Origin of the sequence: Pyxidicoccus trucidator (assembly GCF_010894435.1) — a bacterium.
Taxonomy (GTDB): Bacteria; Myxococcota; Myxococcia; order Myxococcales; family Myxococcaceae; genus Myxococcus; species Myxococcus trucidator.
The window spans coordinates 98,606-118,707 of the sequence record NZ_JAAIXZ010000024.1; the positions used below are offsets into that span (position 1 = coordinate 98,606).

18 protein-coding genes and 1 pseudogene are annotated in these 20,102 nt (G+C 68.2%); 3 read left to right on the forward strand and 16 right to left on the reverse strand.

Features of this window, described 5'->3' with window-relative positions; all coding sequences use genetic code 11:
* Position 1 precedes the first annotated feature (1 nt).
* The 11 genes and pseudogenes from G4D85_RS42605 to sucC form a co-directional block, all read right to left on the reverse strand.
* The gene (locus G4D85_RS42605; protein ID WP_164020017.1) at positions 2-382 is read right to left on the reverse strand and encodes a YraN family protein; all 381 of its coding nucleotides are present in this window, start codon (positions 380-382) and stop codon (positions 2-4) included.
* 207 nt (positions 383-589) lie between these two features.
* Entirely contained in the window at positions 590-2,491 is a 1,902-nt protein-coding gene (locus G4D85_RS42610) for an AAA family ATPase (protein WP_164020018.1), read from the reverse strand.
* Between the two features lie 95 nt (positions 2,492-2,586).
* On the reverse strand, positions 2,587-2,994 hold the full coding sequence (gene rplS, locus G4D85_RS42615; protein WP_164020019.1) for a 50S ribosomal protein L19: 408 nt from the start codon (positions 2,992-2,994) through the stop codon (positions 2,587-2,589).
* Between the two features lie 120 nt (positions 2,995-3,114).
* Positions 3,115-3,858 carry a tRNA (guanosine(37)-N1)-methyltransferase TrmD gene (gene trmD / locus G4D85_RS42620; RefSeq protein ID WP_164020020.1) on the reverse strand — a complete coding sequence of 248 codons (744 nt, stop codon included), beginning with the start codon at positions 3,856-3,858 and terminating at the stop codon, positions 3,115-3,117.
* Positions 3,859-3,938: 80 nt separating this feature from the next.
* Positions 3,939-4,475, reverse strand: a pseudogene (rimM, locus tag G4D85_RS42625) (ribosome maturation factor RimM); the annotation flags it as partial.
* Positions 4,472-4,759 carry a KH domain-containing protein gene (locus G4D85_RS42630; RefSeq protein WP_164020022.1) on the reverse strand — a complete coding sequence of 96 codons (288 nt, stop codon included), beginning with the start codon at positions 4,757-4,759 and terminating at the stop codon, positions 4,472-4,474. The gene G4D85_RS42630 and the pseudogene rimM, both read right to left, overlap by 4 nt.
* A 20-nt stretch (positions 4,760-4,779) precedes the next feature.
* Positions 4,780-5,043 (reverse strand): 30S ribosomal protein S16, encoded by a 264-nt coding sequence (gene rpsP / locus G4D85_RS42635; RefSeq protein WP_164020023.1) that lies wholly within the window; start codon positions 5,041-5,043, stop codon positions 4,780-4,782.
* A gap of 87 nt (positions 5,044-5,130) precedes the next feature.
* Positions 5,131-6,264 carry a dual-specificity RNA methyltransferase RlmN gene (gene rlmN, locus G4D85_RS42640; RefSeq protein WP_164020024.1) on the reverse strand — a complete coding sequence of 378 codons (1,134 nt, stop codon included), beginning with the start codon at positions 6,262-6,264 and terminating at the stop codon, positions 5,131-5,133.
* Positions 6,265-6,462: 198 nt separating this feature from the next.
* Complete coding sequence (gene ndk, locus G4D85_RS42645; RefSeq protein ID WP_164020025.1) at positions 6,463-6,900, reverse strand: nucleoside-diphosphate kinase; 438 nt, start codon at positions 6,898-6,900, stop codon at positions 6,463-6,465.
* A gap of 41 nt (positions 6,901-6,941) precedes the next feature.
* The gene (sucD, locus tag G4D85_RS42650) at positions 6,942-7,841 is read right to left on the reverse strand and encodes a succinate--CoA ligase subunit alpha (protein WP_164020026.1); all 900 of its coding nucleotides are present in this window, start codon (positions 7,839-7,841) and stop codon (positions 6,942-6,944) included.
* A gap of 41 nt (positions 7,842-7,882) precedes the next feature.
* Positions 7,883-9,043, reverse strand: coding sequence for an ADP-forming succinate--CoA ligase subunit beta (gene sucC, locus G4D85_RS42655; protein WP_164020027.1), 1,161 nt, complete (start codon positions 9,041-9,043; stop codon positions 7,883-7,885).
* A gap of 324 nt (positions 9,044-9,367) precedes the next feature.
* On the opposite strand from sucC, the gene G4D85_RS42660 reads away from it, so the two are divergent.
* The gene (locus G4D85_RS42660; protein ID WP_164020028.1) at positions 9,368-10,471 is read left to right on the forward strand and encodes a S41 family peptidase; all 1,104 of its coding nucleotides are present in this window, start codon (positions 9,368-9,370) and stop codon (positions 10,469-10,471) included.
* 163 nt (positions 10,472-10,634) lie between these two features.
* On the opposite strand, the gene sdhB is transcribed toward G4D85_RS42660, so the two are convergent.
* The 5 genes from sdhB to G4D85_RS42685 all read right to left on the reverse strand — a co-directional run bounded on the left by sdhB (position 10,635) and on the right by G4D85_RS42685 (position 16,773).
* On the reverse strand, positions 10,635-11,441 hold the full coding sequence (gene sdhB / locus G4D85_RS42665) for a succinate dehydrogenase iron-sulfur subunit (protein ID WP_164020029.1): 807 nt from the start codon (positions 11,439-11,441) through the stop codon (positions 10,635-10,637).
* Between the two features lie 80 nt (positions 11,442-11,521).
* Complete coding sequence (sdhA, locus tag G4D85_RS42670) at positions 11,522-13,399, reverse strand: succinate dehydrogenase flavoprotein subunit (protein WP_164020091.1); 1,878 nt, start codon at positions 13,397-13,399, stop codon at positions 11,522-11,524.
* A gap of 221 nt (positions 13,400-13,620) precedes the next feature.
* Entirely contained in the window at positions 13,621-14,565 is a 945-nt protein-coding gene (gene mdh / locus G4D85_RS42675) for a malate dehydrogenase (RefSeq protein ID WP_164020030.1), read from the reverse strand.
* A gap of 33 nt (positions 14,566-14,598) precedes the next feature.
* Positions 14,599-15,897, reverse strand: coding sequence for an NADP-dependent isocitrate dehydrogenase (gene icd, locus G4D85_RS42680; protein WP_164020031.1), 1,299 nt, complete (start codon positions 15,895-15,897; stop codon positions 14,599-14,601).
* A 312-nt stretch (positions 15,898-16,209) separates the two neighbouring features.
* Complete coding sequence (locus tag G4D85_RS42685; protein ID WP_240359835.1) at positions 16,210-16,773, reverse strand: ATP-binding protein; 564 nt, start codon at positions 16,771-16,773, stop codon at positions 16,210-16,212.
* 407 nt (positions 16,774-17,180) lie between these two features.
* On the opposite strand from G4D85_RS42685, the gene G4D85_RS42690 reads away from it, so the two are divergent.
* Positions 17,181-19,334 (forward strand): hypothetical protein, encoded by a 2,154-nt coding sequence (locus G4D85_RS42690; RefSeq protein ID WP_205525947.1) that lies wholly within the window; start codon positions 17,181-17,183, stop codon positions 19,332-19,334.
* A gap of 5 nt (positions 19,335-19,339) precedes the next feature.
* Positions 19,340-20,083 (forward strand): hypothetical protein, encoded by a 744-nt coding sequence (locus G4D85_RS42695; RefSeq protein WP_164020033.1) that lies wholly within the window; start codon positions 19,340-19,342, stop codon positions 20,081-20,083.
* Positions 20,084-20,102 lie beyond the last annotated feature (19 nt).

Consider the following 20,102-nt stretch of genomic DNA (forward strand, 5'->3'; position numbering starts at 1 on the left):
CTCACATGCCCGCGTCGAAGGCGCCGGGGATGTGCTCCACGGTGGCGCGCTCACCACGCCCCACCACCGATATCACGTCGAAGCGCATCATCCGCTCGCGCAAGTCGTGAGCGAAGAGGTAGTGCAGCGCGGCCTTCACCACCCGACGCTGCTTGGCGAAGGATACGGTGTGCGCCGGGTCTCCCCACACGGCCGTGGAGCGCATCCGCACCTCCACGAAACACACGGTGTCCTCCCGCTCGGCCACCACGTCCAGCTCTCCGTACCGGCACGTCCAGTTGCGCGCCAGCACCCGCCACCCCTGCGCTTCCAGGAAGCCCACCGCCGCTTCCTCGGCCGCGTTTCCGTACTCCCGCCGCTCGCGCGGCGCCGCCCGTCCCATGCACCCTCCCCTGGCGGTCCTCCTTCCGGAAGGCCCCCGCCACTTCGCCCGCTCAGGTGCCGCGGCGGGTTCTCCCCTGTGTAGAGGTTCCCCGCCGAGTCACCCGGCTGTGCCGCGATGGGTCTTCCATCATGGAAGTGCCCCGCCGAGTCACCCGTGTATGTAGCCCGGCGGCTCCTCCCCTTTGGAGGCAACCCGCCGAGTCACCTACACGTTAACGGTGCCGTCCGACATCTGCGCGAAGCCGGGGTGCCCGGTGACATGCAGCACCTGCGTCAGCGTGCCCAGGTGCTTCAGCATGCGGGCGATGAGGGGCAGCTTCACCTCTTCGACACCGGCGAAGACGTCCTCCAGCAGGAAGGGCCGCTTCACGCGGGCGCTCGCCTTCTCCACCACCGTCATCCGCAGCGCCAGGTAGTAGAGGTCCAGGTCCTTCGGCGGCAGCTCTCCCACGGGAGTCCGCTTGCCGGCCGCGAGTGCGAAGCCCCGGCCCTCCTTGTCCCACTCGACCCCCTGGTAGCGCCGGTCCGTGAGCGCGGTGAGGTACTGGAGGCAGCGCTCCTTGAGCAGCCCCTGCACGGACAGCACGTCCGTGTTGAAGACGTCCGCGGCCTGGGCCAGCAGCGCGGGGGACGGGTCCTCCAGGGCCTCCACCGGGGCCGGAGTGCCATCCGCGCTCGGAGCCGCGACCGGAGGCGGTGCCTTGGCCAGGGCGATGGACTCCTTCACCCGGCCAATCTCCCGCTCCACCTCGCGGATGTCCCGCACGTAGGAGCCCTTCTGCGTCAGCTCCGCGTTGAGCGCCTCCAGCTCGTTCCTCAGCGACTGCCGCTGGGTGACGGCGGCCACGTAGTCCGGGTCCGCCTCCATGGAGGCCAGCTGGTCCTTCAGCTCCACCACGCGCGCGCCCAGCAGCTCCTTGCGCTCCAGCGTGGGGGCAATCTCGTCCAGTGACTCCACGCCGAGCGCCTTCTGCGCCATCCGCAGCGGCGCGGCCTCGGCCTCGAACTCCTCGAGGATCTTCTTCTCGCGGGCCTCGAAGCGGCCTTCCTTGCTGCCGTGCCGGGACGCCTTCTGCAGCTCGTCCACGTAGCGCAGCGCCATGAACGCGGCCACGCCGAAGGCGGGGATGTTCAGCAGCGTCAGGTAGCGGAACGTCGCATCCACGCCGAAGCCCAGGCCCACGCCCAGCGCGAGGAAGAGCACGCCCGCGCCCATCCCCGCCCAGAAGATGCGGTTCTCCTTCAGCGGCTCCACGTGCGCGGGCACCGACTCCGCCTCGACGTCCCGGTCCTGATTGAGCCGAGCCAGGGCGTCGTCCCGCTTCGTCACCACCTTGGGGTAGCGCTGCACGCGACCCAGGATGTCCTGCGGCAGCCCGAGCGACTGCGGCGTGGGCGCGGCCCGCCAGGCGCCCTCCGCCTCGGAGATGGCCACCTTCAGCCCGTCCGTGCCCTTCAGGCGCTGCTCGGCGTCGAAGACCTGCGACGTCAGGCCGTCCACCTTGAATTGGATCTGGTCCACCTCGCTCGCGCCCACCAGCTCCTGCTCGAGCGCGCGCAGCTTCGCCTCGGCGGCGCCAATGTCCTCGGCGGGGGCCACCGTGGCCGCCGACGCCAGCGAGGGGAACTTCCCGGACGTCTTGGGGTCCTGCTTCGCCCCCGCGGCCGGCTTGCGCGGGCGCTTCGAGGGGAGCTGCCCGGCCTGCAGGCAGTACAGCTGCTCGAAGGTGGTGCGCGGCGGCAGCCCCACCTGGCCCCGGAGGAACTGGCTGACCTCCGACGCGTCCGAGGACACCAGCTCCGCCTGCTGCGTCGTCTTGTTCATCCGGTGCAGCGTCCCGGAGCCGCCCAGCTCGCGCAGCACGCGGTACGTCACCCCGTCCACGCCGACGAAGGTGAGGGCCGCCTTGCCCGACTTCGCGCCCGGCGAGAGGAAGCTGGCGTCACCGCCGCGCCCATCGGCGAATAGCAACGCGAGCGACAGGCCCGCCAGCGGACTGATCTCCGCCGTGGGGGGCTTGAGGACCAGGTACCCGGCTTTGAGGGCGAAGCGCCCCGCTGGAGAGAAGCCCCGGACGTTCTGGACGGCGACCTCGGCGAATTGCATGGCCCACGCATGTTAGCGCGAATGAAAAAAGGAGCGTCCGGGATCGGACGCTCCTTTTCATGACAGCCCCTGTGCCCTTGCGGGCAGGCAGGCGATCAGGACGCCGACTTGGCGGCCTTCTTGGCGGCGGCAGCGGCGACCGTCTTGGCCGTCGGCTCCTCCTGCACGTCCACGCGGGCGGCCTTGCCCTTGAGGTCGCGGAGGTAGAACAGGCGGCTGCGGTTCACGGCGCCACGCGACAGGACCTCGATGCGCTCATAGCGGGGGCTGTGCAGGGGGAAGATGCGCTCCACGCCGACGCCGAAGGACATCTTCCGGACGGCGAAGGTCGCGCGGTGCGCACGGCCGCTCAGCCGGATGACGACGCCCTCGAAAGCCTGAACGCGCTCCTTGTCGCCCTCCTTCACCTTCCAGTGGACGCGCACGGAGTCACCAGGACGGAAAGCGGTGACGTCCTGGCGCAGGAACTTGGCCTCGACGTGCTGAATGGCGGCGTTACGCATGACGGACTCCGGAAAATCGGAAACTTACGCGCGGGGCGCGTGAAAGAGCGGGCCGTACTACCAGAGAGAGCGGTGTCGGACAAGCCCACAGATGAGTCAACCCGCTGGGAACGCTCAGGGTTACAGGTCTTCCTCCCGCCGGGCCAGCAATTTCTGGTCGGCGGCCGAGAGCACCAGACGAGCGTACAGGTCCGGCCGGCGCTCCCGGGTGAGGATCAGCGACTTCCACCGGCGCCACCGGGCAATGCGCGCATGATCTCCAGACTGGAGGACGGCGGGCACCTCGGTTCCCCGGAAGACGGGCGGGCGGGTGTAGTGGGGGTGCTCCAGCAACCCCTCTTCGAAGCTCTCCGTGACGGACGAGTCCACGTTGCCCAGCACGCCGGGCACCAACCTCGCCACCGCGTCCACCACCGCCAGCGCGGCAATCTCGCCGCCGGTGAGGACGAAGTCCCCCAGGGACAGCTCGCCGTCCAGGTGGGCCATGACGCGCTCGTCGACGCCTTCGTAGCGACCACAGACGAGGATCAGCCCGGCCTCGTGGCGCACCAACTCACGCGCGGTGGCCTGGGCGAAGGTGGGCCCGCGGGGGCTCATCAGCAGCGCCCTGGCACCCGACAGCCGTGCCCGGGCGGCCTCAATCGCGGCCACCAGCGGCTCGGGCTTCATCACCATGCCGGCGCCGCCGCCATAGGGCGCGTCGTCGGTGACGCGGTGCTTACCCTCGGCGTACTCGCGCACGTCGGTGACGGTGACGGACAGCAGGCCCTTCTCCTGGGCCTTCCCGAGGATGCTCGCCCCCAGGTAGCTGGACACCATGCCCGGGAAGAGCGTGAGGATTTCCACCGGGTACGGCGGGCTCATTCCGAGTCCCCGCCACCCTTGTCGTCCGGGACTTCAGGGGCTCCAACCGCCCCGCCCTCGGGCGCGGTCTTCACGGCGGAGGGACCGCCACCGGGGCGCCCGACCTCCACGTACTCCGGGGGGCGGATGACGATGCGCTGGGTGGCCAAGTCCACGGAGGGCACGAACTCGTCCGCGAAGGGCACCACCAACTCCGGCCGCTTCGGGGCGCGGATGACGAGGTTGGGCACCTCGCCGGTGGACCAGATCTCCTCCACCCGGCCCAGCTCGGCGCCGGACTCGTCCACGGCGATGAGCCCCACCAGGTCGCCCTGGAAGAACTCGCCCTCGCCCGGGGGCTCCAGGTCCTCGCGGTAGACGAACACCTTGGAGCCCACCAGGGACTCAGCCTCGGTGCGTGAGTCCACGCCCTCGATGACGACGATGTTCTCCTTGGGCGTGGGGCGCACGGCCTCCAGGAACACCTCGCGCACCTCACCGGAGCGGGTGTGCAGCAGGACGCGCTCCACGACGTCGAGCGCCTCCGAGGCAGGGTCGAACGTGCGGATGGCCACCTCGCCGCGCAGCCCGTGCGCACGTGACACGAAGCCGAGCTCGAGGGTGGGAGGCGGCGTCACCGGGAGGAATCCGGGACGGCCGCTGCGCCAGGCACGCCAGCCGCGTTGCGCCGGTCGTCGAGGATCTCCAGGCGGACCTTCTGCCCGGACTTCTGAGCGGCGGCGTTGAGCAGCGTCCGGAGGGCATTCACGGTGCGCCCGTCACGGCCGATGACCTTGCCAACGTCCTCGGGGGCGACCTTCAGCTCGTAGAGCCGGGCGCCGTCCACATCGGACATGCGCAGGCTGACCTGGTCCGGTTGGTCGACCAGGGCCCGCGCCAGATAGGTGAGAAGTTGCTCCACGTCCGCTCAGCGAAGCGGGTTCAGACCGCGGGAGCGGCGGTCTTGGCCTTCGCGGCGACCTTGATGAGGTCCGCCACCGTCTCGGAAGGCGTCGCGCCCGTCTTCAGCCAGTAGTTCAGCCGCTCCTCGTTGAACTCCACCTTGGGGGGCTCGAGGTTGGGGTCATACGCGCCCACGGCCTCGATGAACTTGCCATCCCGGGGGTTCCGGGAGTCGGTGGCGACCACGTGGTAGTACGGCTTCTTCTTGGCGCCCGCGCGGGCGAGACGGAGGACGACGGCCATGAGTTGCTCCAACGAACAGGTTACAAACTAGGAAAGGGGGGCGCTCTTACCGCCGCACCCGCGGGATTGTCAAGGAAGCTCGGGAGCTTATGTCGTGCCGTCGGCGGGAGCCGACTCACCCTGGTTCGCGAGCTGTCCACAGGCGCCGGCGATGTCCCGACCCCGGTTCCTGCGGATGTAGGCGCCGATGTGCCCGTCGGCGAGGATGGCGCGGAACTGCTCCGCCCGCTCGTCGCCGGTGGTGTGGAACCCCAACCCGGGGTTCTCGTTATACGGAATCAGGTTCACCTTCACCGGAATGCCCTTCAGCAGCTCGATGAGCCGGTGGGCATCCTCGTCGGCGTCGTTGAAGCCCTTGATGAGCACGTACTCGAAGGTGATGCGGCGGCCCTGACGCAGGGGGAACTTCCGGCACGCGTCCAGCAGCGCCGCGATGTTCCACTTGCGGTTGACGGGCATCGTCTTGCTGCGCTGCTCGTCGGTGCTGGCGTTGAGGGAGATGGCCAGCTTGACGTCCGTCTCCTGGCCGAAGCGCTCGATCATGGGCACCAGGCCCACCGTGGAGACGGTGATGTGCCGGTGGCTGAAGTTGGGCCCGTCCTGGGACTGGAGGATGGAGAGCGCCGTCTTGAGGTTCTCGAAGTTGTGCAGGGGCTCGCCCATGCCCATGAACACCAGGTTGCTGAGCGGGCGGAGCGTCTCGTGCCCCTCGTTCTTCCGGACCTCGCGGTTCACCGCGTGGACCTGGGCGACGATTTCCCCGGGCGTCAGGTTCCGCTTGAGCCCCATGGTGCCCGTCATGCAGAAGCCGCAGGCCATGGCGCAGCCCACCTGGGTGGACACGCACAGCGTCCGGCGGTCATCGGCGGGCATGTAGACGGACTCGATGAAGCGGCCGTCCCGCGTCTTCCACCGGTACTTGATGGTGCCGTCGGTGCTGCGCAGCTCGGCGTCCTTCACCAGGGGGACGATCTCCGCCTGGGCCTTGAGCTTCTCGCGCAGGGCCTTGGACAGGTCCGTCATCTCGTCGAACGCGGTGACGCCGCGCTGGTGCAGCCAACGGTAGAGCTGCGGGGCGCGGAAGGCACGCTCGCCGAGCGTCTCGGTGACGAACCGCGTGAGCGCTTCCAGCGACAGGCTGGCCACGTCCACGAGCTTCGTGGGGGCGGGCGCCGCGAGCGGCTCGGTCACAGGCAGGGCGGTAGCGGAGGTCTCTGACATCGTCGTTGGCCTGTAAACGGTGGGACCGAGGGCGTCCCTTCCCACACCTGGGCACGGCAAGTCAAAGGAGCGCACGCTCCCCTACCCGCCCGCTGGACGCTTTCCGGCCCTCTCCAGGAAGAACAACGACCCGGGCCCGGGCCTTCGCAGGCACGGACACCGGGCCGTGAACGGCGGCCCCGAGAGGGGGCCGGCCGGCTACTTCTGGTACGGGTACGCCTGGATCTCCGTCTCCCGGAAGAAGTACGCGATCTCGTTCTTCGCGTTCTCCAGGCTGTCGGAGCCGTGCACCGTGTTCTTGTCGATGCTGGTGGCGAAGTCCTTGCGGATGGTGCCCGCGGCGGCCTGGGCCGGGTTGGTGGCGCCCATGATGTCGCGGTTGCCCAGGACGGCGTTCTCGCCCTCCAGCACCATGAGGACCACGGGGCCGGAGATCATGAACTGCACCAGGTCCTTGAAGAAGGGCCGGGCCTTGTGGACCGCGTAGAAGCCCTCGGCCTCCTTCTGGGAGAGCTGCTGCAGCCGGATGGCGACCGGCTTCAGACCCTTCTCCTCGAAGCGGCTGATGATCTTCCCGATGACGCCCTTTTCCAGACCGTCCGGCTTGATGATGGACAGCGTGCGCTCGATGGCCATGTGAGTGGCTCCTTGTGCTCGTTGGGGTTTAGCGCTTCGTTTCAGCGCTTCTTGGGAGCGCCCCGCTTGAGGGCCTCCTGGAGGGTGGTGCCCAGCTCGGCGGGGCTGGCGGCCATCAGGAAGCCGGCGGCCTCCATGGCCTTCATCTTCTCCGTCGCCGTGCCCTTGCCGCCGGAGATGATGGCGCCGGCGTGGCCCATGCGCTTGCCCGGGGGCGCCGACTGGCCGGCGATGAACCCGGCGATGGGCTTGGTGAACTCGCGGGCCACATACTCCGCGCCCGCCTCCTCGGCGCTTCCGCCGATCTCACCAATCATGATGACCGCGTCCGTCTCCGGGTCCGCGTTGAAGAGCTTCAGCACGTCCACGAAGTCCGTGCCGTTGACCGGGTCACCACCGATGCCGACGGCGGTGGACTGGCCCAGGCCCAGCTGCGTGAGCTGGTGCACGGCCTCGTAGGTCAGCGTGCCGGAGCGGGACACCACGCCGATGCGGCCCGGCTTGTGGATGTGGCCCGGCATGATGCCGATCTTGCACTTCGCGCCCGGCGTAATCACGCCCGGGCAGTTGGGGCCGATGAGGCGCACGCCCGGCTTGCCCTGCAGGTAGCGCTTGGCGCGCACCATGTCGTTGACGGGGATGCCCTCGGTGATGGTGATGATGAGGGAGATACCCGCGTCGGCGGCCTCCATGATGGAGTCGGCGGCGAAGGGCGGCGGGACGAAGATGACGGAGGTGTTGGCGCCCGCCTGCTTCACTGCGTCGGCCACCGTGTTGAACACGGGGACCTTGCCCTCGAAGTCGGTGCCGCCCTTGCCCGGCGTCACACCGGCGACGAGCTTCGTGCCGTACTCCAGCATCTGCTTCGAATGGAACGAGCCCGCAGAGCCGGTGATGCCCTGGCAGACCACCTTCGTGTTTTCGTTGACGAGGATGCTCATGGCGCTCCTTCAGGAAGTTGTTGGCGACGGAGTGCGCCGGACTACTTGATGGCCTCGACGGCCTTCTCGGCGGCCTGCCGCAGGTTGTCCGCCGGAGTGATGGCGAGCCCGGAGTTGCGCAGCAGCTCCTTGCCCTTCTCGACGTTGGTGCCTTCCAGCCGGACGATGAGCGGGACCTTGAGCTGGACCTCCTTCGCCGCGGCGATGATGCCCTCGGCGATGACGTCGCACTTCATGATGCCGCCGAAGATGTTGACGAGCACCGCCTTCACGGCCGGGTCGGCTAGGATGAGCTTGAAGGCCGCGGTGACCTTCTCCTTGCTCGCGCCGCCGCCCACGTCGAGGAAGTTGGCCGGGGCACCGCCCACCAGCTTGATGGTGTCCATGGTGGCCATGGCCAGACCGGCGCCGTTCACCATGCAGCCGATGTTGCCGTCGAGCGCGATGTAGGCCAGGTCCCACTCCTTGGCCTGCGTCTCGCGGGGCTCCTCCTCGGCGAGGTCGCGGTACTCCAGCAGCTCCTTGTGCCGGTAGAGCGCGTTCTCGTCGAAGGTGACCTTCGCGTCGAGCGCCACCACGCCGCCGTCCTTCAGGATGACGAGCGGGTTGACCTCCACCAGCGCGGCGTCCGTCTCCATGAACATCCGGTAGAGGGCGGAGCAGAACTGGACGAACTTGTTCACCGTGGGGCCGGTGAGGCCCAGGCCGAAGGCCAGCTTGCGGCCCTGGAAGTCGGTGAAGCCCACCGCCGGGTCCGCCGCCTCGCGGAGGATCTTCTCGGGGTGCTTCTCCGCCACTTCCTCGATCTCCACGCCGCCCTCGCGGGAGGCCATGAAGGTGACGCGGCTGGTGGCGCGGTCCAGCGTCACGCCGAGGTACAGCTCCTGGCCGATGGCGAGGCCTTCCTCGATGTAGACCTTGTGGACCGTCTGGCCCTCGGGGCCGGTCTGGATGGTCTTCAGCTTCATGCCCAGCATCTGCTTGGCAAGGTCCTTCGCTTCGGCCGGGCTCTTGGCGAGCTTCACGCCACCGCCCTTGCCGCGACCGCCCGCGTGAATCTGGGCCTTCACCACGACGACGGCCGTGCCGAGCTGCTTGGCCGCGGCTTCCGCCTCGTTCGGCGACAACGCGAGGATGCCCTTCGGCGTGGGCACGCCGTACTTCCGGAAGATTTCCTTGCCCTGGTACTCGTGGATCTTCATCGAGGCTCCGGTGGAGACGAGGGAGACAGCCTTCTATACAGGCGTCAGCGCGGGGCCCTCATTGCGCAGAAACCGACGGATGGCAAGGCCGTTTGACCCCGGCGGAATCGCTCCGTGCTGCCCCATGCACAGGAGATAACCAGGAATGTCCGCCAGGATGAGCCCGGCTTCACGGCTGTCGGGTGCCCGGGGAGGCTGACCGCGGAGCGGATTGGCGCCCCACCCTGCCCTCCAGGGCAATGGGGCCGGTATGGAACATTCCCCCGGGCGTTCGGTTGGCAGGGCCGGGTGCTCGTCCCCTGCCCCTCCTTGGAGCCTTCGCGCATGTCCCTTCGTTCGTGGCCCCTGCTGTGGCTGTGCCTTCTCGTGGTGCCGGCCTTCACCTTCGCGGCGGAAACGCCGAAGGCGTCGGAAGCCCCGGCGCTGGACGCGAAGCAGCGGACCCGGGTGGTCGAGGCGGTCATCGCCCAGGTGAAGGCGCGCCACTACTCGGCGGAGAAGGCGGCCCTGGCCGAGCGGATGCTGCGCTCCCGGTTGAAGCGGGGGGACTACGACGCCATCACCGCGCACCGGGAATTGGCGAACGTGCTCACCGAGCACCTGGTGCGGGACGGCCAGGACGCGCACTTCGTCGTCATCTACAGCGCGCAGCCCGTGCCCCGGAACATGCCCCTGCCCTGGGAGCCCGCCTCGCCCGAGGTGGAGAAGTTCCGCGCCAGCCGCGAGGAGCGCCGACGGCTGATGGCCCTTCGCGAGGCGTACGGCATCGGCCGCGTGGAGCGCCTGGACGGCAACGTGGGCTACCTGCGCCTGACGAGCTTCCCCGAGCCGAAGTACGCCGCAGAGGCCGCCGCCTCGGCCATGCGGCTGCTGTCCGCCACGGACGCGCTCATCATCGACCTCCGGGGTAATGGCGGCGGAGACAATGAGCTGGTGGCGCTGTACCTGGGCTGGCTGCTGCCGGAGCGCACTCATGTGCTCGACACGCTGTGGAAGGGCCGGCCCAGGGAACAGCTCCACACGCCCGCGTCCCCTCCCGCGGGCCGGTATGGGGGCAAGGACGTCTACGTCCTCACCGACGGGAACACCTTCTCCGCGGCGGAGACGCTCGCGTATGACCTCCAGGCACGGAAGCGGGCTCGGGTGGTGGGCGAGACGACGCAGGGAGGCGCCAACCCGGGCGTGGCCCTGCCCGTGGATGACCACTTCGTCGTGGGCGTGCCGATGGGGCAGACGGTGCACGCCCTGACGAAGACGAGCTGGGAAGGCGTGGGAGTGAAGCCCGACCTGCCAGTGCCGGCGGAGGATGCGCTGCGCACCGCGCACGTGGCCGCGCTCACCGCGCTGGCGAAGCACACGGAGGACCCGATGCAGGCGGAGGAGGTCCGTGAGGCGCTGGAGTCGCTCGGCGCTGGCGCGAAGCCGTGAGGGCCTCACACGACAGGAGGACGTAAGCCGGAAACGGCCGAGCGCACCGCTTGGAGGGCGCTGCTCCCCGGCGTCTGAAACGGCGGCGGCCCCGCCCGGTGTCCTGAGAGGACGCCAGCACGGGGCCGCTTCGCTGCGTGAAGAGCAGTGACGGACGGGCGGACTACCCCGGACCGCTGTGGCTCTTCTGCTCCTCTTCCTTGAAGAAGATGTCCTTGATCATCACCTTCGTCACCTCGCGGTTCATCGCCGCGATGGACGTCGTGAGGGGAATCTCCTTCGGGCAGACCTTCACGCAGTTCTGCGCCTTGCCGCAGTCCTGGATGCCGCCCGGCCCCATCAGCGAGCGGACGCGCTCCTCGGCCTGCAGCTTTCCCGTCGGGTTCATGTTGAACAGGCGGGCCTGGCTGATGGCCGCCGCACCGATGAAGTCGTTGCCCTGCGTCACCTGGGGGCACGCCTCCAGGCAGCTTCCACACGTGATGCACGTGGACAGCACGTACATGACCGACTGGTCCTTCGGCGACTGCCGCGGGCCCGGCCCCAGGTTGTGGGTGCCGTCCACCGGAATCCAGCCCTTCACCCGCTTGAGCGCGTCGAACATGCGCTCACGGTCCACCGTGAGATCCCTGACCACCGGGAACTTGCTCATCGGCTCCAGGGTGATCGGCTGCTCCAGCTTGTCCACCAGCGCCGAGCACGCCATGCGCACGCGGCCGTTGATGTTCATCGCGCAGCTGCCACACACCTCCTCGAGGCAGGCGGCATCCCAGATCACCGGGGCAACCTTCTTGCCCTCCACGGTGACGGGGTTGCGCTGGATCTCCATCAGGCACGAGATGACGTTGGCGCCCTTGCTGTAGGGAACCTTGAACTCATCGAAGTGACCCGGCTGTTTCGGATCGTCCTGCCGCCAGATGCGGAAGGTGATGGTCTTGGTGGTGACGGCGCTTGCCTGTGCAGTATCCATGTCGCTCGACCCTTCACTTCCCAGTCAGTTACGGCGGCCCGCCCCTGCTGGCGCGGGCCCACCAAGATGAGTACCCCGGCTCAGGCGTACCAGCGGGGCTCGGGTTCCAGGACCGGCGTGGGAATCTCCTCGTAGGAGATCTGCGGGCCCTGCTCGCTGTGCTTCGCGATGGTCGTCTTCGCCCACTTCTCGTGGCGCTTGCGCCACAGCGACATCCAGTCGGCGTCCTCGCGCGGGTCCTTCGACTTCGGCTCCGGCAGCGAGAACTCCGGCTTGTAGTGCGCGCCACGGCTCTCGTCGCGCAGCAGCGCGCTGGTGGCGATGACCTCGCCCAGCTCGAGCATGTTCCAGACCTGGTTCGTGTACGACAGCGCGCGGTTGGCCACGTTGCCCGTGTCCAGCACGTTGCAGTTGGCCCAGCGCGACTTCAGCTCGCGGACCTTCTCCACCGTCTTCTTCAGCCGGTCGTTGTACCGGACGACGGTGCAGTTCTCCGTCATCACGTCGCCCAGCTCCTTCGCGAGCCCGTAGGGGTTCTCCGGGCCGGCCATCTTCTTGATGGTGGCGAACCGGTCCTCCCAGTAGCGCTTCGCGTCCTGGAAGTACTTCTCCGGCATCGCCGCCGCGCTGGTGGCGTTGTTCTTGGCGAAGGCCGCCATCGCCGGGCCGCCAATCATGCCCGAGTAGATGCACGACAGCAGCGAGTTGGCACCCAGGCGGTTCGCACCGTGGAACGCGTAGTCCGCCTCGCCCGCGGCGTACAGGCCAGGGACGTTGGTGGACTGGTTGCGCGGGCTGCCATCGGCCGGCGCCTTCGTGCGCGGGTCCGACTCGAAGTTCACGTACAGGCCGCCCATCGAGTAGTGCATGCCCGGGAAGATGACCATCGGCGTGACGCGCGGGTCGTCTCCCACGAACTTCTCGTAGATCTCCATGACGCCCTTGATCTTGGCGTCGAGCGTCTTGGCCGGGATGTGCGTGACGTCCAGGTACACGCCGTCCTTGCCGTTGATGCCCAGGCCCTGGTCGCGGCAGATGATGAAGATCTCGCGCGTGGCCACGTCGCGCGGCACCAGGTTCTTGTACTTGGGGTACTTCTCCTCCAGGAAGTAGAGGCGGTCACTCTCCGGGATGTCCCGGGGGTTGCGCGGGTCGCCCTTCTTGCGGGGCACCCAGACGCGGCCACCCTCGCCGCGCACCGACTCGCTCATCAGGCGCAGCTTGTCCTCACCTGGAATCGAGGTGGGGTGCACCTGGATGAACTCGCCGTTGGCGTAGATGGCGCCCTCCATGTAGGCGCGACCCGCAGCGGTGCCGGTGTTGATGATGGAGTTGGTGGAGCGCCCGAAGACGATGCCCGGGCCACCGGTGGCGAGGCACACGGCCTCCGCCGGGAAGGTGCGGATCTCCATGGTCCGCAGGTCCACGGCCACGCTGCCGATGACCCGCCCGCCCTCGTCCTTCACCGTGCCGAGCCACTCCCAGTACTCGTACTTGGTGACCTTGCCCTCGGCCTCGTAGCGGCGCACCTGCTCGTCCAGCGCGTAGAGCAGCTGCTGGCCGGTGGTGGCGCCGGCGAAGGCGGTGCGGTGGTGCAGCGTGCCGCCGAAGCGGCGGAAGTCCAGCAGGCCCTCGGACGTGCGGTTGAACGTCACGCCCATGCGGTCCAGCAGGTAGATGATGCCCGGGGCCGCCTGGCACATGCCATTCACGGACGTCTGCTCCGCGAGGAAGTCGCCGCCGCGCAGCGTGTCCTTCACGTGGATGTCCGGGTGGTCACCCTCGCCCTTGGTGTTCACCGCACCGTTGATGCCGCCCTGGGCGCAAACGGAGTGGGAACGCTTCACCGGGACGAGCGAGAGCACATCCACCTGGTGGCCCGCCTCCGCGAGCTTGATTGTCGTCATCAGCCCGGCGAGACCGCCGCCCACCACCGTGAACCGCGCTGCTGCTGCCATCATCGTCTCCTTGACTGCCGGGCGCCGGACACCGCCTCCGTGAGCCAGCTCGCCGCGAGGCGCGCCAGGGCCCGGACATCCCGTGCGAGGTCTACAGGCTAGTTAACTTGGTGAAAACGTGCCGCAACGACGGCATCGCGGAAGATAAGACCGCGTCATCCACGGCATCAGGCACAGGGCCCGCCGGAGGTATCCGGCGGGCCGCGTGCGCCCGGTACGGCCTACAGCTTGACGGAGTCGACCGTCTTCTTCACCGACTGGAAGGACTTCTCCAGCGCGGCCTTCTCCTCACCGTCGAGCTCCACGGTGATGACCTTCTCCACGCCGCCCGCGCCGATCTGCACCGGGGCGCCGAAGAAGTAGCCGCTGATGCCGTACTGGCCCTCGAGCAGGGCGGCGGCCGGCAGCACGCGCTTGCGGTCGAAGAGGTAGCTCTCCGCCATGGCGATGGAGGACGCCGCCGGGGCGAAGTAGGCGCTGCCCGTCTTGTAGAGGCCCACCAGTTCCGCGCCGCCCTCGCGGGTGCGCTTGATGATGGCGTCCAGCTTGTCCTTGGCGATCAGCTGCGTCAGGGGCACGCCGCCCACGGTGCTGTGGCGCACCAGGGGCACCATGTCGTCGCCGTGGCCGCCGAGCACCAGCGCCTCCACGTCACGGATGGAGCAGCCCAGCGCCTCGGCCACGAAGCACTTGAAGCGGCTGGTGTCCAGCACGCCCGCCATGCCGGCCACCATGTGCTTGGGCAGCTCGGCGATCTTGTGGAGCGCGAACACCATCGCGTCCAGCGGGTTGGCCACGTTGATGACGAAGGCGTTGGGGGCGTGCTGCTTGATGTTGGCCGCCACGTCCTTCATGATCTTGAGGTTGATCTCGAGCAGGTCCTCACGGGACATGCCCGGCTTCCGCGGCACGCCGGCGGTGATGATGATGACGTCCGAGCCGGCGACGTCCTTCCAGTCCGTGGTGCCGGTGACGCGGCAGTCGAGCCCGTCCACCGCCGACAGCTGGTTGATGTCCAGCGCCTTGCCCTTGACCAGGCCCTCGGCCACCGGGATGTCGTAGAGCATCACGTCGCCGAGCTGCTTCTGCACGGCGAGCAGCGCCAGGTTGCCACCGATCTGGCCGCCGCCGATGAGGCCGATCTTCTTCTTGCGATTCTGAGCCATGGATTCGTCCTCTCTCAGGTCCCCGGAGGGGGACTACATGTTCTTGATGATGGCCTGCCCGAACTCGGAGCACTTCACCTCGGTCACCGTCCCCTGCGCCTCCTGCTTCATCAGGCGGGCGAAGTCGTAGGTCACCGTCTTGTTGGCGATGGCGCGGTCCATGCCCTTGATCATCAGGTCCGCGGCCTCGTGCCAGCCCAGGTGCCGGAACATCATTTCACCGGAGAGGATGACCGAGCCCGGGTTCACCTTGTCCTGGTCCGCGTACTTGGGCGCCGTACCGTGCGTGGCCTCGAACACCGCGTGGCCCGAGACGTAGTTGATGTTGCCGCCCGGGGCGATGCCGATGCCGCCCACCTGGGCCGCGAGCGCGTCCGACAGGTAGTCGCCGTTGAGGTTCAGCGTGGCGATGACGTCGAACTCGTCCGGACGGGTGAGCACCTGCTGCAGGGTGATGTCCGCGATGGAGTCCTTGATGACGACCTTGCCGGCGGCCACGGCGGCCTTCTGCTCGGCGTTGGCGGCGTCCTCACCCTTGGCCGCCTTCGTCACCTCCCACTGATCCCACGTGTAGACCTTGTCACCGAACTCGCGGGCGGCCAGCTCGTAGCCCCACTTGCGGAAGGCGCCCTCGGTGAACTTCATGATGTTGCCCTTGTGGACCAGCGTGACGCTCTTGCGCTTGTGGTCCACCGCGTACTGGATGGCGGCGCGCACGAGGCGCTCGGTGCCTTCCTTGGAGACGGGCTTGAGACCCACGCCCACGTTGGCGGGGAAGCGGATCTTCGCGAACTCCTTCGGGAACTCCTGCTTCAGCAGGCCCAGGAACTTCTCGGCGGCGGGCGTGCCGGCCTCGAACTCGATGCCGGTGTAGATGTCCTCCGTGTTCTCACGGAAGATGACCATGTCCACCTTGTCCGGCGTCTTCACCGGGCTGGGGACGCCCTTGAAGTAGCGCACCGGGCGCAGGCAGACGTACAGGTCCAGCATCTGGCGCAGCGCCACGTTCAGCGAGCGGATGCCACCGCCCACCGGCGTCGTCAGCGGACCCTTGATGCCGACGAGGTACGTGCGGAACGCCTCGACAGTCTCGTCCGGCAGCCAGTTGTTGACCTGCTTGAAGGACTTCTCGCCGGCGAGGACCTCGTACCAGGCAATCTTCTTCTTGCCGTTGTAGGCCTTCTCGACGGCGGCATCGAAGACCGCCTGGGACGCGCGCCAGATGTCGCGGCCGGTACCATCTCCCTCGATGTAGGGGATGATCGGGTTGTTTGGCACGGACAGCTTGCCGTTCTGCAGGGAGATCTTCTCTCCGGAAGACGGGGGCGCCATGGGCGTACTCCTGGAAGGTGTGGCCGTGTAAGAAGAGGCGCGGGATAGTCGAAAACAAGCCCCCTCCCGTCAAGGAGTTTGGCCGCCCGCTCAGGTTGCAGGACTTATCGGAGCCAACGGCGCGGCAGGGAGCAGCCCACCGCGCAGGCCCCGGAGCCGCGCACCCTTTAATGAGGGAATGAACTGAAGCGGGGCGGCGCGGAGGACCGGCGCGAGCGCGCCGCAATCCTCCAGGCCAGGGGCTTCCGAGCGGTCCGCCTCGACCGCCGCCGGCCCGAGGGGCTCAGCGGCGGGCGCGGACACAGGCCCGGACTACCAGCTCGACAGGCCCGGCGCGGGCAGTTCCACTGTCACGGTGATGCCGGCGCTGGCGCCGCGAGCCACGACCAGGGTGCCACCCATGGATTCCACCAGCTCGCGGGCGCGGGCGAGGCGGCGGTGCAGCGGCCCCACCAGCATGGGCGACAGGAAGACGGCCTGCGCCTCACGCTCGGACAGTGAAGCCCCGGTCGCCACCACCTGGAAGCGCGGGCCCTCGTCTCCGAAGTCATCCGCGGCGTCCACCACCAGCCGGACGCCCTGCCCGTGGGTCGCGTCCGCGGCATGCGCCAGCAGGAGCAGCATCACCTGCTGGAGCCGGCGGCCGCTGACGCGCGCGGGGACGACGTCCTCCGGCAGGTGCAGCGCCACTTCCACTCCATGGAGGCGGCGCGTGGCGCCCAGCAGCTCCACCGCGTTGCGGGCAATGGCCGCGACATCCACCCGGAAGACGTCCGGCACGTCCACCGATTCCAGCGTGCCGACACGGCCGCTGCCGCCCTGCTGCGACGGCGCCTGGGACTGCGCCCCACCGATAGTGCTGAACGCTGCACTCATCCCTCACCTCCCTCTGTCAGACAGGAGCTACTCTAACGCCCCCGTCTGACGCCCTCCACTGACGCAGCGAATTTCACTACGAGAAAGTACGCACAGCATGCCCGACTTGTGACATTACAGCCGCGCGACAACATCGCCGTGATGTTGTTCGGTACCGGGCATCGCAATTTGTGGAACTCGGAGAAAGCATCTGTCACCCCCGACCCACAGGCCTACATTCCCGCCAGCCAGAAAACAGCCAGGCTGCATAAATTCGATTTGACTGTTCCTACTGAATCCGTATGATGCGGACCTATAGCGATTCGCCGCCCGCCGCAGAACCGCGGATGCAGGGAGGGACTGTTGTGATTGCAATCTCGACATCCGCACCAGGCGTTCCTCAGCAGCGGAGAAAGGGGCTCCTGCCGATGGAAGGGGGAAATCCGGTCTCCTCCAAGCAGGCGTTGGAGTTCGTCAGCCGTGACGCGCTGTTCAATGTGATTCCGCTCCCGCCGGCCGAGGCGGCCCTGGATGACTCGGGCTATTCGCTGCACGGCACGGGCGCCGACGCCATCACCTGTTCGCTGCGGACGCCGGACGGCATCATCGGTGAAGTCACCCGGCTGTCTCCCACGGTGGTGTGGGTCATGCCCCAGGGTCCGGTCGATACGAGCGAGGCGCGGACGATGTCGGTGTACCTGTCCGGCCGCGGCGTCACCCTTGGCCCCTTCTTCGGCGCCTTCATCCGGGCGGACGCGGAGACGGCGAACGCTCCGGTGGGTCTGCAGCTGGTGGGTGTGACGCTGGAGCAGGGCCGGCAGCTGCTGTCCCTGCTGGCGGACGCGCTGAAGCACGGCGTGGCGGAGCCGGCCGCGTCGGCGCTGCCGGTGCAGGACACCATCGACGAGGCCGAGCGCATCCGCTCCATCCTGGTCGCCATCTGCGCCTCCGGTAACAAGGGCGTGCTGCGCCGCATGGGCCGCACGGTGCGCATGGTCCTGGAGCGCTTCAACACCGAGACGGAGCAGCTGGAGTGGCGCTCCGAGGAGCCGGTGGCCGAGTGGGGCGAGGCGCCCTACGACATCGACGTCATCGGCTACAACAGCGCGTACCGGATGAAGGCGGAGTCGGGCAGCACGGACGGCAACCTTCTCTCCACGCCGCTGCCCGAGCAGCTCTTCCGCATCCGTCACCGGTGGCACCGTCGCGTGCCGGCCCCCGCCGGCGCCAGCGTGCGCTTCCACCACCCGCTGTGGCGGGAGCTGGGTGAGATTTCGCGTGAGCTGGTGGACGTGTCCTTCTCCGGCATGTGCGTGCGCTGCCGCCCGGAGGACCTGGTGTTCCCGGGCCTGCTGCCGCCCCTGCTCGAGCTGCACACCGACGACGGCCAGACGCTGAACCTGCGCGGGGAGATCCGCTACGTCAGCAGCGTGCGCGCGGACGGCACCGTCCTGTGCGGCCTGGGCGTGCTGCCCTACACCTCTGACGAGGCGCGCTGGGTGCGCTTCGTGTCGCAGGCGGCCTCGCCCAACACCCGCACCAGTGAGAACCTGGAGGACGGGCTGTGGGACCTCTTCACCCGCTCCGGCTTCTTCAGCCTGGCGGGCAAGTCCGCCGCGGAGTTCGAGGAAGTGCGGCTGGCCTTCCGCAGCATGGCGAAGCGGGCCGCCGAGATTCCGCAGCTGTTCTGCCAGGCGGTGCGCACGTCCGAGCGCGGCCCCGAGGCGACGCTGTCCATGATGAAGCCCTACCAGCACACGTGGATGGTTCATCAGCTGGCGAAGCAGCCGGGGAAGGCGCCCGCGGGCGTGACGGCGCCGGGTCAGGTCATGCGCGACCTGTATGTGCGCGCCTTCGAGCACCCGCAGAGCGACCCGGACTTCCAGTGGGTGGTGTCCTACGTGGAGCCCCTCAGCCCGTGGATTGCGCGCTCGCACATCCGCTACGCCGAGCGGCAGATGGAGGCGGGCTCCAGCCAGGCCTTCACCCGCCGGGTGCACATGTTCGACGTGCTCACCCAGGAGCTGACGGGCCGCACCTTCGAGGGCATCACCATCGGCACGGCCACGCCGAACGAAATCACGATGCTGGCGGACAGCATCGCCCGCACCCGCCCCGGCTGCTACGTGGAGGCGCTCGACTTCGCCCGCGAGAGCTTCGACCTGAGCCCGATGCAGGCCCGTTGGAAGGAGTTCGGCCTGGAGCGTGAGCGGGAGGTCATCATCGCCCGCCGCCATGGCGTTCCCATCGCCGCCGCCGTTCTGGAACTGGGCCAGCAGGGCACCAACCTGTTCTGCCTGCTGGACATGTCCCGCCTGTTCCCGCTGACCGAGGACGGGCCGTCCGCTTATGTCGCGCTGGTTGATGCCGCCCGCCGCTGGTACGCCGCGCGCCGTCGCACTTCGTTCCACTTCCTCTGCGAAGAGGACGAAGCGGTGCAGGCCGTCCAGGAAGCCGGCATCCACGGTGGATGCGAGCCGTATCTGTGGATCATCTCCGCCAAGCTGGTCCCGGACTACCTGGAATACATCAGTGAGCTGACCATCGGGCGCCGCAACGCCCCCAACACTCGCCAAGGGTAAATGACATGAGCAAGAAGCTTGTGGAGGAGTTGTACGCGCCGCACGTCAAGGGGGCGCGTGAGCGGCTCCAGACGTCCCCTGCCATGAAGGCGCTGCTGGATCCGAAGGCGGACCCGGCGCTGGTCGAGGCCTTCCTCATCCAGTTCAACACCCTCGGCGTGTACATGACGGAGCCGGTGGACGGGTGGATCCGCCGCGCCGGTGAGGCGACGGTGAAGATGGGCCTGGAGGACGTGGGCACCAAGCTCATCGCCCACGCCAAGCATGAGGCCGGTCACCACCTGATGATGATCGAGGACTCGAAGGCCCTCGTCGCCAACTGGAACAAGCGCCGCTCTCCCAAGCTGGACGTGGAGACCCTGCTCAACCAGACCCCGACGCAGCCGATGAAGGAGTACCGGGCCATCCACGAGGACACCATCGTCGGCCCGATGCCCGCCGCGCAGGTCGCCATCGAGTACGAGATCGAGAACCTGTCGGTGGTCTTCGTGCCCGGGCTGATGGAGCAGGCGCGTCGCGTGCTCGGCGACGACATCATGGAGGCCCTGTCCTTCCTGAAGGAGCACGCGGAGATCGACGTGGGCCACACCGCCCTCAACGAGGTGATGCTGGGCAAGCTGCTGACCCAGGTGCCGGAGAAGGCGGAGATCATCGGCCAGACGGGTGCCCGCGCCCTCGACATCTACCTGAACCACATGGCCATCTGCGTCGAGCTCTCCCAGAAGATGCTGAAGTCCGCCGCGGCCTGAGCCTCCGCACCGCGTTCAG